A 16,388-nucleotide genomic window follows, 5' to 3' on the forward strand; every position below is an offset into this window, starting at 1 on the left:
TTAACTCAAGCGTTAGGGCTGTATGAAAGTAATCGGTCTACTTGTGGCTTCTGCGATGGCCTTGAGCGGTTGCGCTCGATCAATTCACCTCACTCTTCCGGGTGGCCCGCTTAGCCTGTCGGTCACGGTAAACGGCGTGCAAACCAAGCAATGTGCTATCAGCCAAGACTCAGAGCAATACAAGGCTCTATCCGCTTGGCTCGGCGCGCATCAAGACGACTGGCAGAGCAGCGTTGCCACTTACGTGCCCGGCATCGTAGTCACCGGCGATGACTTCAATCTCAACTTCCTGCAGTCGGCTGCCATACTCAACCACGCGGGCAGCCAGCTCACTCATCAGGTGTCGCCAAGCGAGTACGCGTTTCTTGTCTGCGCCGGCAACCCCTAACTATTCGTTCAAGGCGGACGGCTTCGCCGCCGCTTAACTCAGGCGTTAGGCGGTTGCTCGTGGTGGTTTGTCGTATCGTGTGTTTCGCTCAGCTTCGCGCTGGCTTGTCGTCCATCGCCGCAGCAGCTTTTCGCGCAGCGTCGTCGCAAGCCTGAGCTTTCAGAGCTGGTAATTCTGGGGTAGTCGGTTGTTCAAGCTTCGCGTTCGTCGTACGCCAACATCGTCGCCCGAGCGTGCTGCATCGCAATCGTCTAACTCCTCGTCCAAGCGGACGGCCCTGGCGGGCCGCCGCTTAACTCAGGCGTTAGTCGGTAGCTTGTTGTTGCTTCATCGGTTCGTGTGTTTCACCCAGCTTTACGGCAACTTGCAGTCCTTCGCCTCGGCAACCTTGTTCGTGGCGCTCGGCAAGTCTTCCGCCTTCAGAGCTGGCAGTTGGGGGTTGTCAGTTGCTCAAGCTCTGCGCTCAGCCCGGCCAAGCGTCGTCGCCTGTGCGCACCGCGTAGCAACCGTCTAACTCTTCGTCCAAGCGGACGGCCCTGGCGGGCCGCCGCTTAACTCAGGCGTTAGGGGCTAGGCCATGTGGGCAAACTTCAGCGGCATGCCAAAGCTTCTAAAGTTTCTAACTGCGCATGCGGCATGTTGCTTCGTATTCTTGGTCATATCGGTCATTCCAATCGACTCATACGCTATACAAGGTCGGCACGTCACTTACGCTGAGTGGTGGAGCAGCGGCGCCGGCGTACTTGCCTCCTTGCTAGGCATCGTTGGCCCATTCACCGCCTGGGCTCTAGCGTCAAAACAGCCATATGCTCGCGCCGTGTATTTGGGTTTCCTGGCGCTCGCATTCGTAGCACCATGTCCATTCTTCGGCATGCTAGCGTATGTTCTTCCGGGCCTGCTGGTCGTTGGTGTCGGTACGTTCTACATGTACAAGTGGCAGAGCGTGCAGGTCTACTTCGCCCCTAACCAGTCATTCAAGGCGGACGGCTCCGCCGCCGCTTAATTCAAGCGTTAGGCGTCATATGAACAAAGACTCAGCAGCTTGGCTCGCATTACGGATCATCGGCCTGCTCGCTCTCGGACAGGCATTCCTGTCCTTGTTCAGTGCATTGGTCGATGCCTTTAATTTGTGGAAGCTATACGGCGTCACCGTCGAAACCTTGGCCTCAAAAGCTGAGCAGCTCATCCTTCGAACTTGGATCGGCACGGGGCTCTCTCTCATAGAGTCCCTTTTCTTTACCCTCATCGCTTTCTACTTTCTTCGCAGGGGCCTGGCCATTCACAGGCTTCTCATGCACGAGTCAGCGTAGTGGGCGCGCCTAACATTTCGTTCAAGGCGGACGGCTACGCCGCCGCTTAACTCCAGCGTTAGATATGGGGGACAACATGGTTTTTCGTACACGCAAGGCAGCATCCATCGCCGGAATTTTTCTGGTTGCTATAGGATGGGTCATTAAAGCGCCCACGCTCGTTCGATGGGCCGACACTGGCCTTATAAGCGTTATCTCATTCCTGCTACTTCTAGCGGTTACTGTTTCACTTCTTGTCGGAACCCTAAAGGTGCAGCTAGGTAGGCGTGGCCGCCTCCCCTTCGTACTGCACATCGTGTTCGCGCTCCTTGCCCTCTTGTCCTTGCACTTCCTGTTTTGGGTTCCGCTTGCCATCGGCATTTTTGTGGCTGGCATTGAAATCTTCTGGCCAGTTGAGAGCCAGACGGTGGTCAGCACCACAGCCGATGCCGGTTCCATCTAACAACTCGTCCAAGCGGACGGCCCTGACGGGCCGCCGCTTAACTCAGGCGTTAGTCGGTAGCTTGTTGTTGCTTCAGCAGTTCGTGTGTTTCGTCCAGCTTCGCGGCGGCTTGCAGTGTCTCGCTTCGGCAACTTTTGCCGGTAGCGCCCGGCAAGCTCTCCGCTTCGGGGCTGGCACTTTGGGGGTTATCGGCTGCTCAAGCTCTGCGCTCAGTCCGGCCATGCGTCGTCGCCCGTGCGCACTGCGTCGCAACCGTCTAACTCCTCGTCCAAGCGGACGGCCCTGGCGGGCCGCCGCTTAACTCAGGCGTTAGGGCTCATCAATGATGACTGTCACAAAGTTTCCGCGTCCTAAAAGACTTTGGGTAGCAGCAATCATGAATATTCTCGTAGCTACCATCAGCGTGGCAACCGTTGCGTTTCTTCTGCTCAGCTCAAATCCCAATATTCCGGAGAACCTGAAGCCAGGACTCTCAACATTGCTGCTCGCTTTGGGGACAGCCGGCCTCCTCATCCTCGCTTCTGTACTTGCGTTGCTTCGTGTTCAATTCGCTCGTTGGCTCATGTTGGCAGCCGCATTGCTATTCTTTGGCATCCTTGGTTTCCAAAACTTGGCTCTTCTCGTCTCCTCCGGATCATCGCTGCCTGCCGAAGTCACGTCGAAGCTTTGGGCCAATGTCATACGCAACACTCTGGAAATTGTTATCAACGCATGGGCGCTCCTTAGCGCAAAAACTGCCACGTTCTTTCTGGGTAGTCGCCCTAACCAGTCGTTCAAGGCGGACGCCTCCGGCGCCGCTTAACTCCAGCGTTAGGCCCATGGGGAAATCGTGAAGACTCTCGCTTTCTTTATCCTTACACTTCTCTGCGCTCAAGTCAGTGCGCATCAAGCCACGAGCCCTCCACTTCCCCAAAAGCAGAGGGTATGTTGGGTCGGCACGACTGGTTACTACCTGAAAGCAGGCGAAGAGTGCATAAACACGGCCAAAAAATGCAGTGTTAAGAACGGCATCTGGGGCGGCACAGTTGCTGGCCGCGGGCGCAGTCCGGGGTGTACTTTACCTACTAAGGATGCAGGGAAGTCTTGTTCTGGCCCCGACCAATGTGAGGGCTACTGCGCGGTTCATGTTTCCGACGCATCTTCTCGCACCAATAGCTCTTCGCAACTTGCCGCATGCACGTGTTCTGCATTGTCGCGCATACCAAAGGGTACAGGCATCCGCCTTTGTACGTCACAAGGCATACAGTGGTATCACGCAGACTAGCTTTGGGCCTAACAGCTCAATCCAGCGGACGCGCTGCGCGCGCCGCTGATTTCGGGCGTTAGGCGGCAAGGAGAGCTAATGCAGTTCCAAGTCGAGGCTGTTATTTCACGCTCCAACAAGGCCTATGTGTTGGCACGCCAGCTTGATATTGGCCAGTTTGGCCTGGGGGAGTGCCCTCAATTTGGCGGAGTCTCGGTCACGCGGTCGATAACCCAGCCCCGCAAACTCAAAGCCGACGGCTCACCGGAGCTGTCGGTGTTCGCTTTTCACTTGGCATCTGCAGCAGACTCCGACAAATTTTATGTGGGGCAGCTCGTTGAGCTCTCACCATGAGCGCGCCTAACATCTCGTTCAAGGCGGACGGCTGCCCCGACTGCCAATTGGGCTATCACGCGCCGTTCCAGCGCTTCGAGCGCATAGCGGTTGTCCCGGACGGCCCGGCGCTTTTACAGCGCTGCCGCGTGTGTGGCGCCTTGTGGCAAGAGTCACTCCACGACGCTAGGCGTGTCACGCCAACCGAAGCGACAGCGCTCTTTCCAGGTGTCGCAATTGAGGGTGTTGGGCATGGCGCCTAACATCTCGTTCAAGGCGGACGGCTTCGCCGCCGCTTAACTCCAGCGTTAGAGGGCTGGTGTGGCATACGACCTGCACATTGAGAAAAACAACGGCCAACCTATCTCCGAGGCGGAGTGGGATGTGGCTATACAGTCCACTCCAGACGTTCGCAAGAGCGCAGGGCCGGCCACGGCTGTAAATCCCCGCACAGGCGAGCGAATTGAAATTCAGATGCAGCCAAGCGGTGTGGAGGTATGCATTCGTCCAGCTGCTAACGCGGAGTGCAATTGGCAACCTGTGTTTCGGTACAGTCAGGGCCGCGTGTCATTCGCGGCTACTGATGCACTCATACAAGATCCACAAGACCCAGTAAGGCGGGCGGTCATTTCACTCTCCACGGCAATCGGGGCACGTATAGTCGGAGATGAGGGTGAGGTCTATGCGTGGGACGCCCCCTAACAATTCATTCAAGCCGACCTTGCTTCGCAAGGCGGCTTAATTCAGGCGTTAGGCACTAATGACTACAAAGTCACCGCTCCGAATAGCGAATGTCTGCCTGCTTCTTATTGCAGTTGGTTTCTCCCTTTTTATCATCAGTGCGCATGTTCCCCCTAGCAACACTCGGAATGGTCTTCTAGTCGTAAACTGGATGCTATGGCTGTGTTTCGTCCTTACTTATCCGCTCGCCGTGATTGGCTCTGGCGAGGTCACAGGCACTAACGCGGCTTCACGAAGTCTACGAACTTATTCGCCGGCTCGATTCTGGGTGGGCCTTGTAGCCACCACTACATTCTGGGGAGCTTTGCTGCTCTATGTGTCTCTTCTTTCGTACATGGGCTGGTATCGTGGCGCCTAACATCTCGTTCAAGGCGGACGGCTTCGCCGCCGCTTAACTCAAGCGTTAGGCCCTTGCTTGGTAATTCTCTCGCAGCGTGTGCTTCGGTAAGGCCTCCGCCAGTTTTCAGTCCTTCGCACTTGGCCACAGGCTTTGCAGTGCTGCGGCAAGCTCCAGGCTTCCAAAGCTGCTAGCGTTGCGTTCGGCGGAGCTCGCGGGTGTGCCAGCGATGTCGCTCGAACATGGCGCGGCGCAAGCCCCTAACTTCTCATTCAAGCGGACGGCTCCGCCGCCGCTTAATTCAAGCGTTAGTCGGTAGCTTGTTGTTGCTTCATCGGTTCGTGTGTTTCACCCAGCTTTACGGCAACTTGCAGTCCTTCGCCTCGGCAACCTTGTTCGTGGCGCTCGGCAAGTCTTCCGCCTTCAGAGCTGGCAGTTGGGGGTTGTCAGTTGCTCAAGCTCTGCGCTCAGCCCGGCCAAGCGTCGTCGCCTGTGCGCACCGCGTAGCAACCGTCTAACTCTTCGTCCAAGCGGACGGCCCTGGCGGGCCGCCGCTTAACTCAGGCGTTAGGTGTGTCCAAGAATGAGTCGCCTTGCCAAACTCAGACAGTGGGTCAACCGCGATGACGGCAGGTTCTATCAGGCTGGCAACAGGTCGTTGGGCGTAGTTGAAGCTGTTGGTTTACTCGTCTTCGTCAGTGCCATTGCCTTGTGGCAGCTCCACGTCAAAGCTGGCATCGGCATCATCTGGCCTCTCGCAGCAGGCAGCATCGGTCTCGTGTTCGCAATCATCGGTGGCGGCCGTAAAAGTCGTGGCCCGCACACCTAACAATTCGTTCAAGGCGGACGGCTTCGCCGCCGCTTAACTCCAGCGTTAGAGCTCAAGGAGAGATCATGAGGCAAGTCATCATCGGGCTCATTGCCGGGGTTGTATCCGGCCTATGCACATACCAGGCGTCCGTCTATGCGCTCGCTTATACAAGCGCCTTCACAAAACCTCGCGAATTTCCCATGATGGTTTGGCAGTCCCTTGTAGTTTTCGGACTGGGGGCATTCGCTGTAGCTCTAGTCGTTCATCTGCTTGTACTCCGTTTCTCGCCCTCCAAGCCACTTCTGTCGTTGCTCGGCTTCTTGGTTACATTGGTCACCGTGCTGGCTGCTTCTGGGGTTTTGATTTTTGCGCACAAAACGTTGCTCTCTTGGTCGTTGGGATCTGTATTGGCCTCTGCTCTTTGTATCTTGCTCAGGACTAACTTATCGTCCAAACGGATGCGCAAAAAGCCGCGCGCCACTTAATTCTAGCGTCAGGTTTGTTTATGAGATGCCCTGAAGTATAGTAATCGATTGAACAGCATACCAACACTCCTAATTGCACTTCGAGCTGGACTTGCTCCAGTGGTATTCGCTCTGGCGCTGTTTTACTCATCTCCTATCGGATTCGGTTTCTGCTTGATTGCTGCGCTGTTGTCAGACTACTTCGATGGCGTAATCGCTCGTCGCCTAGGCATTGCTACGCCCACACTTAGACGACTCGACAGCGCGGTGGATACACTGTTCTTTATTTCAGTAGCTTTTGCTGCCTGGCACCTTCACCCGGAGATGATTCGGGCTAGGTGGGTGCCTATCCTGATTTTGGTTTCTCTTGAGGCATTCCGCTATGTGTTTGATTTTTCTAAGTTCCAGCGCGAAGCCAGCTACCACATGTGGTCTTCTAAGCTATGGGCACTTAGCCTCTTTGTGGGATTCTTCTCCCTATTGGTCTTCCGCCGCGACACCCCTTTAGTCGACCTCATGATCTATCTGGGCATCGTTTGCGATCTGGAAGGCATAGCTATTTCGCTCATCCTCCGGAAATGGAAAAGCGATGTGCCGACGATCTTTCATGCAGTTCAGTGGCGCCGCAAACAAACCTAACTATTCGTTCAAACCGACACCGCTTCGCGGCACGGTTTTGGGCTTTCGCTACGCCATCCTAAAACCGTGATGCTCCAATGCACGGCTTAAGGTTACAAGGAGCTACGTCGGTCATGTATTACGCGGTTGTCGGCTTGTTCATGTTTTTTCTGCCGTGTACTTCCGTGCTTACGGAAGCCTTGACCGCACATCAGCCCATCATGCCTCTCGTCGGTAAGTGGTATGTTTTCTGGGCAATTGGAGTACGCTTATTGCTGGCGGGTTCGCGTCAAGTCGTCCAGCCTCGCTATACCGCTCAAGTCATTCTTGGCCTCAAGAGTGACGAACCCCTCCTAATCGTTCGCGAACTTGGCTTTGCCAACGTAGCGCTCGGATTAGTCGGACTCCTGAGTATTTATTTCTCAAGTTGGATCGTACCAATTGCATTGGCCGGCGGTATCTTCTACGGCTTGGCAGGTGCAAACCACGTCCTGCACTTTCACCGTGGCAAACTCGAGAACATTGCGATGGTGTCCGACATCTTTGCTGCCGTCGTGTTACTTTCGTTCAGTGCCAGTGCGTTGCAGTCCAGCGCTTCGGTTCATCCATAATGCGGCCTAACAGTTCGTTCAAGGCGAACGACTACGCCGCCGCTTGACTCAAGCGTTGGACGACTGCCTGGCGGCTTCCATTCCCTGCACGCGCAGGCACCTTCGATGCCGCCATGCAGGCGCTCAAGGGCGAATCCATCAAGGAAGTCCTGCGAAAGTGGTGAACACGCCGATTAGGCGCGCCGGCACGGCAGGTGGGGCCGCACCTTCTTGCGGACTGGATTCGCCGCGCCCGCCTCAACTGGCCCGCGCTCCCGCATCGTGCGAACCTTTGCGTTCCGCGCGCCATCCACGACGCGCCCAACCGACACGGAGCAGACCGGCCCATGGCGAATCCCGCTTCCGACGCGCTGGTGTTTTTCGGCGCCACCGGCGACCTGGCCTACAAGCAGATCTTTCCCGCCTTGCTGGCGATGGTGGCGCGCGACGGGCTGGACGTGCCGGTCATCGGCGTGGCGCACGCCGGCTGGTCGCTGGAGCAATTGCGCCAGCGCGCGCGCGACAGCGTTGCGGCGGCAGCGCAGAAAGGCGGTGGTGTCGTCGATGAAGCCGCGTTCGCGAAGCTGTCCGCGCTGCTGAAGTACATCGACGGCGACTACAAGGATCCCGCCACCTTCGCCCAGCTGAAGCGGGCGCTGGGCGCCGCGCGGGCGCCGCTGCATTACCTCGCGATCCCGCCCGTGCTGTTCGGCACGGTGGTGAGCGGCCTCAAGGCCGCGGGCTGCGCGGAGAATGCGCGCGTGGTGGTGGAGAAGCCGTTCGGGCGCGACCTGCCTACCGCGCAGGCCCTCAACGCCACGCTGCACGAGGTGTTCCCGGAGCACGCGATCTTCCGCATCGACCATTACCTGGGCAAGGAGGCGGTGCAGAACCTGCTGTATTTCCGCTTCGCCAACAGCGTGCTGGAACCGGTGTGGAACAACCGCTACGTGGATCGCGTGCAGATCACCATGGCCGAGCAGTTCGGCGTGGACGGGCGCGGCGGCTTCTACGAGGGCGTGGGCGCGATCCGCGACGTGCTGCAGAACCACCTGTTGCAGGTGACCTCGCTGCTGGCGATGGACGCGCCGATCGGCCACGACCCTGCCGCGTTGAACGCGGAGAAGCTGCGGCTGTTCCGCGCGATGCGCCCTCTGCAGCCGCAGGACGTGGTGCGCGGCCAGTTCAAGGGCTATCGCGAAGTGCCCGGCGTGGCGCCGGATTCCAACGTGGAAACCTTCGTGGCGCTGCGCCTGGCCATCGACACCTGGCGCTGGTCGGGCGTGCCGTTCCTGATCCGCACCGGCAAGAACCTGCCGCTCACCACCACGCAGGTGATGGTGGACATGAAGAAGCCGCCGATGTCGGTGTTCGACACCATCGGCGCGGAGCAATCCAACTACTTCCGCTTCCGGCTCAGCCCGCAGGTGGTGATCGCCGAGGGCATGCGGGTGAAGCGACCGGGCGAGGCGATGCAGGGCGAACCGGTGGAGCTGATCGCGCGGCATCAGGTCGGCACGGAGATGGCGCCCTACGAACGCCTGCTCAGCGACGCGCTGCGCGGCGACAACGCGCTGTTCACCAGCGACGAATGCGTGGAAGCGGCATGGCGCGTGGTGGACAACGTGCTGGAGCACCAGGACGCGGTGCGCCTGTACGAACCCGGCAGCTGGGGCCCGACCGAGGCGGCGGCGCTGGCCGGCGACGAAGGCTGGCACGACCCGCAACCGGAGGCCGCGCCGTGACGGCCGCCGAGCCACTGGTGATCCTGCTCGACGTCGACGACACCCTGCTGGACAACGACCGCTTCGCCGCCGACCTCGGCGACGAGCTGGAGCGCCGCTTCGGCACCGCCGAGCGCGAGCGCTACTGGGCGATCTACGACGAGCTGCGCGACGAGCTGGGCTACGCCGACTACCTCGCCAGCCTGCAGCGCTTCCGCCACGGGCTGGAGAACCACCCCGCGCTGCTGGAGATGTCCGGCTTCGTGCTCGACTACCCGTTCGAGCAGCGGCTGTTCCCCGGCGCGATCGAAGCGCTTGCCCACCTGCGCACGCTGGGCCGGCCGGTGATCCTCTCCGACGGCGACGTGGTGTTCCAGCCGCGCAAGGTGCAGCGCGCCGGCCTGTGGGACGCGCTCGGCGGCGACGTGCTGATATACCTGCACAAGCAGCAGATGCTGGACGCCATGCAGCAGCGCTATCCCGCCGCGCACTACGCGATGGTGGACGACAAGCCGCAGATCCTCGCCGACATGAAGCGCCAGCTCGGCAACCGCCTCACCACGGTGTGGGTGCGGCAGGGCCACTACGCCGCCGCCGCCGCGGGCCAGCGCATTGAACCGGCGCCCGACGTGGAGATCGCGTGCATCGCGGAACTGCGCGGGCGTAAGCTTGGGGGCTTCCAAATGACCGACAACGCTTCGACCCATCCCCACCGTTCGCCCTGAGCGTAGGCCCACAGGGCCGGAGTCGAAGGGCAGCTTGTCGCCAGTACTTCGACTTCGCTTGCTGCCGCAAGCTACGCTCAGTACGAACGGAGCATTCGACAAACCCCACCTCCCCATCCCCGGAGCCACCATGAAAGCGACCCAGCAACTGCACGACCTCGGCCAGAGCCTGTGGCTGGACAACATCACCCGCACCCTGCTCGACAACGGCACGCTGGCGCACTACATCGCGGAGCTCTCGGTCACCGGCCTCACCTCCAATCCCAGCATCTTCGACGCCGCCATCGGCGACGGCGAGGCCTACGACGCCGGCATCCACGCCAAGTCGCTGGCCGGGCTGTCGGGCGAGCCGCTGTTCATGGAGCTGGCGCTGGAAGACCTGCGCCGCGCCGCCGACCTGTTCAAGCCGGTATTCGACGCCACCCACCAGGTGGACGGCTGGGTGTCGATGGAAGTGTCGCCGCTGCTCGCCGCCGATACCGCCGGCACCATCGCCGCCGCCGAAGCCATCCATGCGCAGGCCGAACGGCCGAACCTGTTCGTGAAGATCCCCGGTACGCCCGAGGGCATCCCAGCCATCGAGGAAGCCATCTTCCGCGGCATTCCGATCAACGTGACCCTGCTGTTCTCCTGCGCGCAGTACCTCGCCGCGGCGGAGGCCTATCTGCGCGGCATCGAACGCCGCATCGCCGCGGGCAAGGATCCGCAGGTGGCCTCGGTGGCCTCCGTATTCCTCAGCCGCTGGGACGTGGCCGTCAATCCGCAACTGCCCACCGGCCAGCACAACCGGCTCGGCATCGCGGTCGCCAAGCAGACCTACCGCGCCTATCGCGAACTGCTGGCCTCGCCGCGCTGGCAGAAGCTCGCCGCCGCGGGTGCGCGTCCGCAACGCGTGCTGTGGGCCAGCACCGGCAGCAAGGATCCCAACGCCTCCGACACGCTGTACGTGGATGCGCTGGGCGCGCCCGACACGGTGGACACCATCCCCGAGAAGACCCTGCTCGCGGTGGCCGACCACGGCAAGCCCGGCCCGGCGATGCCGATGGACGGCGGCGACGCCGACGCGGTGCTGGCCTCGGTGGGTGCCGCCGGCGTGGATCTCGACGCGCTGGCGGCCAAGCTGCAGCAGGATGGCGCCGAGGCTTTCGTGAAGTCATGGAAGCAGCTGCTGCAGCGCATCGCCGACAAGCAGGCCGCGTTGTCGGGCAAGCGCTGAAAGAAGGCCCCTCTCCCCGCGGGAGAGGGGTTGGTTTGAGGGTTCGTGCGCAGCGCGCCATTGAAGCCCGCCGCAAGGTTCCCCATCGCGCTTCGCCCGCACCCTCATCCGGCGCTCCGCGCCACCTTCTCCCAGCGGGAGAAGGGACAAGAACCCCAAGGAATCCACATCCATGAGCCGCGCCGACCTCACCCTGCTGCCCGAGTGGCAAGCCCTGCAGCAACACTGCAACCGCGTCGAAACCCGCCACCTGCGCGAGCTGTTCGCCGCCGATCCGCAGCGCGGCGAACGGCTCGTCGCCGAGGCGGTGGGCCTGTACTTCGACTACTCCAAGCAACGCGTGGACGACGAGGCATTGCGCCTGCTGCGCGCGCTGGCCGAGGCGCGCGACCTCAAGGGCCGCATTGCGGCGATGTTCCGCGGCGACCGCATCAACAGCACCGAGAACCGCGCCGTGCTGCACGTGGCGCTGCGCGCGCCGCGCGATGCGCACATCGCGGTGGATGGCCACGACGTGGTGCCGGACGTGCACGAGGTGCTCGACCGCATGGCCGGCTTCGCCGACGCCGTGCGCGGCGGTGCGTGGAAGGGCCATAGCGGCCAGGCCATCCGCAACGTGGTGAGCATCGGCATCGGCGGCTCCGACCTCGGCCCGGTGATGGCCTACGAGGCGCTGCGCGACTACAGCCGGCGCGACATGACGTTCCGCTTCGTCTCCAACGTGGACGGCGTGGATTTCGCCGAGGCGGTGCGCGACCTCGACGCCGCCGAGACGCTGTTCATCATCTGCTCCAAGACCTTCACCACGCTGGAGACGCTCACCAACGCGCACGCCGCGCGCGCCTGGTGCGTCAAGGCGCTGGGCGACGAGAGCGCGGTGGCGAAGCACTTCGTGGCGGTGTCCACCGCCGCGAAGGAGGTGGAAAAGTTCGGCATCGACACGAAGCAGATGTTCGGCTTCTGGGACTGGGTGGGCGGCCGCTACTCGATGGATTCGGCAATCGGCCTGTCCACCATGATCGCGATCGGCCCGGACAATTTCCGCGACATGCTCGCCGGTTTCCACGCGATGGACGAGCACTTCCGCAACGCGCCGTTCGAGGCGAACCTGCCGGTGCTGATGGGCCTGATCGGCGTGTGGAACGCCAACTTCCTCGATGCCGCCACGGTGGCGGTGCTGCCCTACGAGCAGTACCTCAAGCGCTTCCCCGCGTATCTCCAGCAACTGACGATGGAGAGCAACGGCAAGCACGTCACGCTGGCCGGCGCGCACGTGGACTACGCCACCGGGCCGATCTACTGGGGCGAGCCCGGCACCAACGGCCAGCACTCGTTCTACCAGCTGATCCACCAGGGCACGCGGCTGGTGCCCTGCGACTTCATCGGCTTCGGCCAGACGCTGCAGCCCGTGCCTGCGCAACATGCCGATGGAAAGCCGGGCGGCGACCAGCACGACTTGCTGATCGCCAACCTGATCGCGCAGGGCGAGGCGCTGGCCTTCGGCAAGACCGCCGAGGAAGTGCGCGCCGAAGGCACGCCGGAAGCATTGGTGCCGCACCGCACCTTCGAGGGCAACCGGCCCAGCACCACCATCCTCGCCGAACGCCTTACCCCTTTTGCACTCGGCAGCCTGGTCGCACTGTACGAGCACAGCGTGTTCGTGCAGGGCGTGGTCTGGGACATCGACTCCTTCGACCAGTGGGGCGTGGAACTGGGCAAGCAGCTCGCCAAGACCACCATCGCCGAACTGGTGGCGAAGGACGAGCCCAAGCTCGCGCACGACAGCTCGACCAATGCGCTGATCCGGCGCTATCGCGCATTGCGCGACGGCAAACTCACGTGAGGGAACGCGTGGACAGCAACCTCACGAAGACTCCCATGGATCGTCATCCCGGCGCGGGCCGGACAAGCGCAAAGCGCGCAGAACGCCCGCAGGGCGGCCCCGAAAGGGTGAGCGCAGCGAGTCACCCAGCGACTGCCATGCCAGTCCACACCGCACCGCTACTGGATTCCGGCCTGCGCCGGAATGACGGCAAAAGCGCACCATTCGAGATCCCATGAGCCAACAGATAAGCCCGCTCGCCGGCAAGCCGGCTCCCGCGTCCATCCTCGTCGACGTGCCGCAGCTGCTCGCGGCGTACAGCGAGTTGAAGCCCGATCCTGCCGTGCCGGCGCAGCGCGTAGCGTTCGGCACCTCGGGCCATCGCGGCTCCTCGTTCGAGCGCAGTTTCAACGAGGATCACATCCTCGCGGTGAGCCAGGCGATCTGCGAGTACCGCAAATCGAAAGGCATAGCCGGCCCGCTGTTCATCGGCGCCGACACCCACGCGCTGTCGCAGCCCGCGTTCGAGAGCGCGCTGGAAGTGCTGGCCGCGAACGGCGTGGAGACCATGGTTTCCGCGGGTGGCGAGTTCACGCCCACGCCGGCGGTGTCGCACGCCATCCTGGTGTACAACCGCGGCCGCAGCACGGGCCTGGCCGACGGCATCGTCATCACGCCCTCGCACAACCCGCCCGCCGACGGCGGCTTCAAGTACAACCCGCCCAACGGCGGCCCCGCCGACACCGACATCACCAAGTGGGTGGAGAACCGCGCCAACGCGCTGCTGGAAGGCGGCCTGCGCGAGGTGCGGCGCATGCCGTATGCACAGGCACGCCATGCCGCGACCACGCACGAGCACGATTACCTCAACAGCTACGTCACCGATCTTGCGAACGTGGTGGACTTCGACGCGATCCGCGCGGCCGGCGTGCGTCTCGGTGTCGATCCGCTGGGTGGCGCGGGCGTGCACTACTGGGCCGCGATCGCCGAGCGCCACCGCATCGCCATCGACGTGCTGAGCGAGACGGTCGACCCGCAGTTCGCCTTCATGAGCGTGGACTGGGACGGCAAGATCCGCATGGATCCCTCGTCGAGCTACGCGATGCAGCGCCTGATCGGCCTGCGCGACAAATACGACGTGGCCTGCGCCTGCGACACCGACCACGACCGCCACGGCGTGGTGACGCGCTCGGCCGGGCTGATGCCCGCCAACCACTACCTCACCGTGCTGGTGGATTATCTCTACCGCCATCGCCCGCAATGGAATGCGCAGGCGGCGGTGGGCAAGACCGTGGTGAGCACCGCGCTGATCGACCGCGTGGTGCAGCGCCTCGGCCGCAAGCTTTACGAGGTGCCGGTGGGCTTCAAGTGGTTCGCGCCCGGCCTGCACGACGGCACGCTGGGCTTCGGCTGCGAGGAAAGCGCGGGCGCCTCGCTGCTGCGCATGGACGGCGGCGCGTGGAGCACCGACAAGGACGGCCTGGTGCCTGGCCTGCTCGCCGCCGAGATCGCCGCGCGCGAAGGCCGCGATCCCGGCGAGGTCTACGCACGCATCGCCGACGAACTCGGCCGGCCATACAGTCGCCGCATCGACGCTGCCGCCACATTGGCGCAGAAGGCGAAGCTCTCGAAACTCTCGCCCGACCAGCTCAAGGCCGAGCGCATCGCCGGCGACAAGGTGGTCGCCGTGCTGGACAAAGCCCCCGGCAACGGCGCCGCCATCGGCGGCATCAAGGTCGTCACCGAGGGCGGCTGGTTTGCCGCGCGCCCGTCGGGCACCGAGGCGATCTACAAGATCTACGCGGAGAGCTTCAAGGACGAGGCACATCTCGACAGCCTGCTGCAGGAAGCGCAGTCGGTGGTGGATGCGGCGCTGGCGTGATCGATCTTTCTTCGCTCGTCATTCCAGCGTAGGCCCACTACTGTCGGGAATAATTTTGAACATTCGTGGCCGCGGTCTTTCTCGTCATTCCGGCGCAGGCCGGACAAGCGCGAAGCGCGCAGAACGCCCGCAGGGCGGCCCCGAAGGGGCGAGCGAAGCGAGTCATCCAGTGGCCGTGCGGCCTGAGCAAACATGGTCGCTACTGGATCCCGGCCTTCGCCGGGATGACAGTCTGGATAGGTGGTTGTTATCGGAAATGAAGTCGCCTTCTCGCAATGCTTCGTGCAAGCGGCGCGGCCCTTCATCCTTCGACACCATCCCCAGATTATTCCGGACAGCAGTGAGCGCAGGCCGGAATGACGAGCAAAACCAGCATGCAGCGTGTGGCTCTCAGCGCCGCAACGCCCGATGCGCGATGTCGCGCCGGCAGAACGCGCCTTCGAAGCGGATCTTCGCCACCGCGTCGTAGGCAGTTTCGCGGGCGGCGGCGATGTCCTTGCCCAGCGCGCACACGGTGAGCACGCGCCCGCCCGCAGTCACTACACGACCTTCCGCATCCAGCTTGGTGCCCGCATGGAACACCTTGGCGTCGGCGCCGAAGTGGCTGTTCAGACCTTCGATCACGTCGCCGCTGCGCACCTTGCCGGGGTAGCCGCCAGCGGCCATCACCACGCCGATGGAGGGGCGCGCATCCCACTGGATGCGGGTGTGGTGCAGCTCGCCGTCCAGCGCGGCCTCGACCAGTTCCACCAGGTCGGACTTCAGGCGCAGCATGATGGGCTGCGTCTCCGGGTCGCCGAAGCGCACGTTGAATTCGATGACCTTGGGGTTGCCCTGTTTGTCGATCATCAGGCCGGCGTAGAGGAAGCCGATGAAGGGTGCGCCCTCCATCGCCATGCCGTGCAGGGTGGGCTCGATCACTTCCTTTAGGATGCGCTTCTCCACTTCCGGCGTGACCACCGGCGCGGGCGAGTACGCGCCCATGCCGCCGGTGTTGGGGCCGAAGTCGCCGTCGTCGCGGCGCTTGTGATCCTGGCTGGACGCCATCGGCAGGGCGTGCTGGCCGTCGCTCATCACGATGTAGCTGGCTTCCTCGCCGTCGAGGAACTCTTCGATCACCACCCGCGCGGAGGCGTCGCCGAAGGCGTGCGCGCCCAGCATGTCGTGCAGCGCCAGCTCGGCGTCGGCCTGGGTGAGCGCCACCACCACGCCCTTGCCGGCGGCGAGGCCATCGGCCTTGATCACGATGGGCGCGCCGTGCTGGCGCACGTAGGCCAGCGCGGGATTCAGTTCGGTGAACACCGCGTAGCGCGCGGTGGGGATGTTGTGGCGCAGGAGGAAATCCTTGGCGAAGGCCTTGGAGCCTTCCAGCTGCGCGGCGACCGCGCGCGGCCCGAAGATGCGCAGGCCTGCCGCGCGGAACTTGTCCACCACGCCGGCCACCAGCGGCACCTCGGGGCCGACCACGGTCAGCTCCACCTTCTCGTGCTTGGCCAGCGCCAGCAGGCCGTCGAGGTCGGTCACCGCCACGTCCGCGTTGCGCACGCCGCGCTCGCGCGCGGTGCCCGCGTTGCCCGGCGCCACGATCACCTCGTCCACCCGCAGCGACTGCTTGAGCTTCCACGCCAGCGCGTGTTCGCGCCCGCCGTTGCCGATGACCAGAACCTTCATGCCGATGACTCCGAAAAGTGTTGCCGCGTGGAAACGGACGGCTATTGTAGCCGGGCTGCGCCCGCTCCCCT

General features: G+C 62.7%; 16 protein-coding genes. 14 read left to right on the plus strand and 2 right to left on the minus strand.

The genetic code is table 11. From position 1 onward, the window contains the following. Positions 1-136: 136 nt before the first annotated feature. From ACZ5Z2_RS17130 to ACZ5Z2_RS17140, 3 genes are all read left to right on the plus strand, one after another. Positions 137-388 carry a hypothetical protein gene (locus ACZ5Z2_RS17130; protein WP_464759779.1) on the plus strand — a complete coding sequence of 84 codons (252 nt, stop codon included), beginning with the start codon at positions 137-139 and terminating at the stop codon, positions 386-388. An 871-nt stretch (positions 389-1,259) separates the two neighbouring features. Next, complete coding sequence (locus ACZ5Z2_RS17135; RefSeq protein WP_464759780.1) at positions 1,260-1,391, plus strand: hypothetical protein; 132 nt, start codon at positions 1,260-1,262, stop codon at positions 1,389-1,391. A 19-nt stretch (positions 1,392-1,410) separates the two neighbouring features. Next, the gene (locus ACZ5Z2_RS17140) at positions 1,411-1,698 is read left to right on the plus strand and encodes a hypothetical protein (protein WP_464759781.1); all 288 of its coding nucleotides are present in this window, start codon (positions 1,411-1,413) and stop codon (positions 1,696-1,698) included. 256 nt (positions 1,699-1,954) lie between these two features. On the opposite strand, the gene ACZ5Z2_RS17145 is transcribed toward ACZ5Z2_RS17140, so the two are convergent. After that, positions 1,955-2,152, minus strand: coding sequence for a hypothetical protein (locus ACZ5Z2_RS17145; protein ID WP_464759782.1), 198 nt, complete (start codon positions 2,150-2,152; stop codon positions 1,955-1,957). 364 nt (positions 2,153-2,516) lie between these two features. On the opposite strand from ACZ5Z2_RS17145, the gene ACZ5Z2_RS17150 reads away from it, so the two are divergent. From ACZ5Z2_RS17150 to pgm, 11 genes are all read left to right on the plus strand, one after another. After that, positions 2,517-2,942 (plus strand): hypothetical protein, encoded by a 426-nt coding sequence (locus tag ACZ5Z2_RS17150; protein ID WP_464759783.1) that lies wholly within the window; start codon positions 2,517-2,519, stop codon positions 2,940-2,942. Positions 2,943-3,482: 540 nt separating this feature from the next. Beyond that, a complete protein-coding gene (locus tag ACZ5Z2_RS17155) occupies positions 3,483-3,737 on the plus strand; it encodes a hypothetical protein (RefSeq protein WP_464759784.1) in 255 nt (84 codons plus the stop codon). Between the two features lie 1,640 nt (positions 3,738-5,377). After that, positions 5,378-5,623: a hypothetical protein gene (locus ACZ5Z2_RS17160; RefSeq protein WP_464759785.1), complete on the plus strand. Its 246-nt coding sequence runs from the start codon at positions 5,378-5,380 to the stop codon at positions 5,621-5,623. A 65-nt stretch (positions 5,624-5,688) separates the two neighbouring features. Further along, entirely contained in the window at positions 5,689-6,090 is a 402-nt protein-coding gene (locus tag ACZ5Z2_RS17165; protein ID WP_464759786.1) for a hypothetical protein, read from the plus strand. A gap of 48 nt (positions 6,091-6,138) precedes the next feature. Continuing rightward, positions 6,139-6,708, plus strand: coding sequence for a CDP-alcohol phosphatidyltransferase family protein (locus tag ACZ5Z2_RS17170; protein ID WP_464759787.1), 570 nt, complete (start codon positions 6,139-6,141; stop codon positions 6,706-6,708). A 113-nt stretch (positions 6,709-6,821) separates the two neighbouring features. Next, positions 6,822-7,298, plus strand: a complete 477-nt coding sequence (locus ACZ5Z2_RS17175; protein ID WP_464759788.1) for a DUF6790 family protein — start codon at positions 6,822-6,824, stop codon at positions 7,296-7,298. 326 nt (positions 7,299-7,624) lie between these two features. After that, positions 7,625-9,022 carry a glucose-6-phosphate dehydrogenase gene (gene zwf, locus ACZ5Z2_RS17180; protein ID WP_464759789.1) on the plus strand — a complete coding sequence of 466 codons (1,398 nt, stop codon included), beginning with the start codon at positions 7,625-7,627 and terminating at the stop codon, positions 9,020-9,022. Further along, entirely contained in the window at positions 9,019-9,726 is a 708-nt protein-coding gene (locus tag ACZ5Z2_RS17185) for an HAD family hydrolase (RefSeq protein WP_464759790.1), read from the plus strand. The genes zwf and ACZ5Z2_RS17185 overlap by 4 nt, the downstream gene beginning before the upstream one ends. 130 nt (positions 9,727-9,856) lie before the next feature. Beyond that, complete coding sequence (gene tal / locus ACZ5Z2_RS17190; RefSeq protein WP_464759791.1) at positions 9,857-10,942, plus strand: transaldolase; 1,086 nt, start codon at positions 9,857-9,859, stop codon at positions 10,940-10,942. 172 nt (positions 10,943-11,114) lie between these two features. Next, on the plus strand, positions 11,115-12,785 hold the full coding sequence (pgi, locus tag ACZ5Z2_RS17195; RefSeq protein WP_464759792.1) for a glucose-6-phosphate isomerase: 1,671 nt from the start codon (positions 11,115-11,117) through the stop codon (positions 12,783-12,785). A gap of 214 nt (positions 12,786-12,999) precedes the next feature. After that, a complete protein-coding gene (gene pgm / locus ACZ5Z2_RS17200; RefSeq protein ID WP_464759793.1) occupies positions 13,000-14,646 on the plus strand; it encodes a phosphoglucomutase (alpha-D-glucose-1,6-bisphosphate-dependent) in 1,647 nt (548 codons plus the stop codon). Between the two features lie 390 nt (positions 14,647-15,036). On the opposite strand, the gene purD is transcribed toward pgm, so the two are convergent. Then, positions 15,037-16,317, minus strand: a complete 1,281-nt coding sequence (gene purD / locus ACZ5Z2_RS17205; RefSeq protein ID WP_464759794.1) for a phosphoribosylamine--glycine ligase — start codon at positions 16,315-16,317, stop codon at positions 15,037-15,039. Positions 16,318-16,388: the final 71 nt, after the last annotated feature.

The sequence above is a fragment of the Rhodanobacter sp. G1 genome (assembly GCF_055397855.1).

Coding starts and splice junctions, on each gene's coding strand:
- pgm (WP_464759793.1), top strand. CDS start 13,000: ATGAGCCAACAGATAAGCCCGCTCGCCGGCAAGCCGGCTCCCGCGTCC.
- pgi (WP_464759792.1), top strand. CDS start 11,115: ATGAGCCGCGCCGACCTCACCCTGCTGCCCGAGTGGCAAGCCCTGCAG.
- ACZ5Z2_RS17175 (WP_464759788.1), top strand. CDS start 6,822: ATGTATTACGCGGTTGTCGGCTTGTTCATGTTTTTTCTGCCGTGTACT.
- tal (WP_464759791.1), top strand. CDS start 9,857: ATGAAAGCGACCCAGCAACTGCACGACCTCGGCCAGAGCCTGTGGCTG.
- purD (WP_464759794.1), bottom strand. CDS start 16,317: ATGAAGGTTCTGGTCATCGGCAACGGCGGGCGCGAACACGCGCTGGCG.
- zwf (WP_464759789.1), top strand. CDS start 7,625: ATGGCGAATCCCGCTTCCGACGCGCTGGTGTTTTTCGGCGCCACCGGC.
- ACZ5Z2_RS17140 (WP_464759781.1), top strand. CDS start 1,411: ATGAACAAAGACTCAGCAGCTTGGCTCGCATTACGGATCATCGGCCTG.
- ACZ5Z2_RS17150 (WP_464759783.1), top strand. CDS start 2,517: ATGAATATTCTCGTAGCTACCATCAGCGTGGCAACCGTTGCGTTTCTT.
- ACZ5Z2_RS17165 (WP_464759786.1), top strand. CDS start 5,689: ATGAGGCAAGTCATCATCGGGCTCATTGCCGGGGTTGTATCCGGCCTA.
- ACZ5Z2_RS17160 (WP_464759785.1), top strand. CDS start 5,378: ATGAGTCGCCTTGCCAAACTCAGACAGTGGGTCAACCGCGATGACGGC.
- ACZ5Z2_RS17135 (WP_464759780.1), top strand. CDS start 1,260: ATGCTAGCGTATGTTCTTCCGGGCCTGCTGGTCGTTGGTGTCGGTACG.
- ACZ5Z2_RS17155 (WP_464759784.1), top strand. CDS start 3,483: ATGCAGTTCCAAGTCGAGGCTGTTATTTCACGCTCCAACAAGGCCTAT.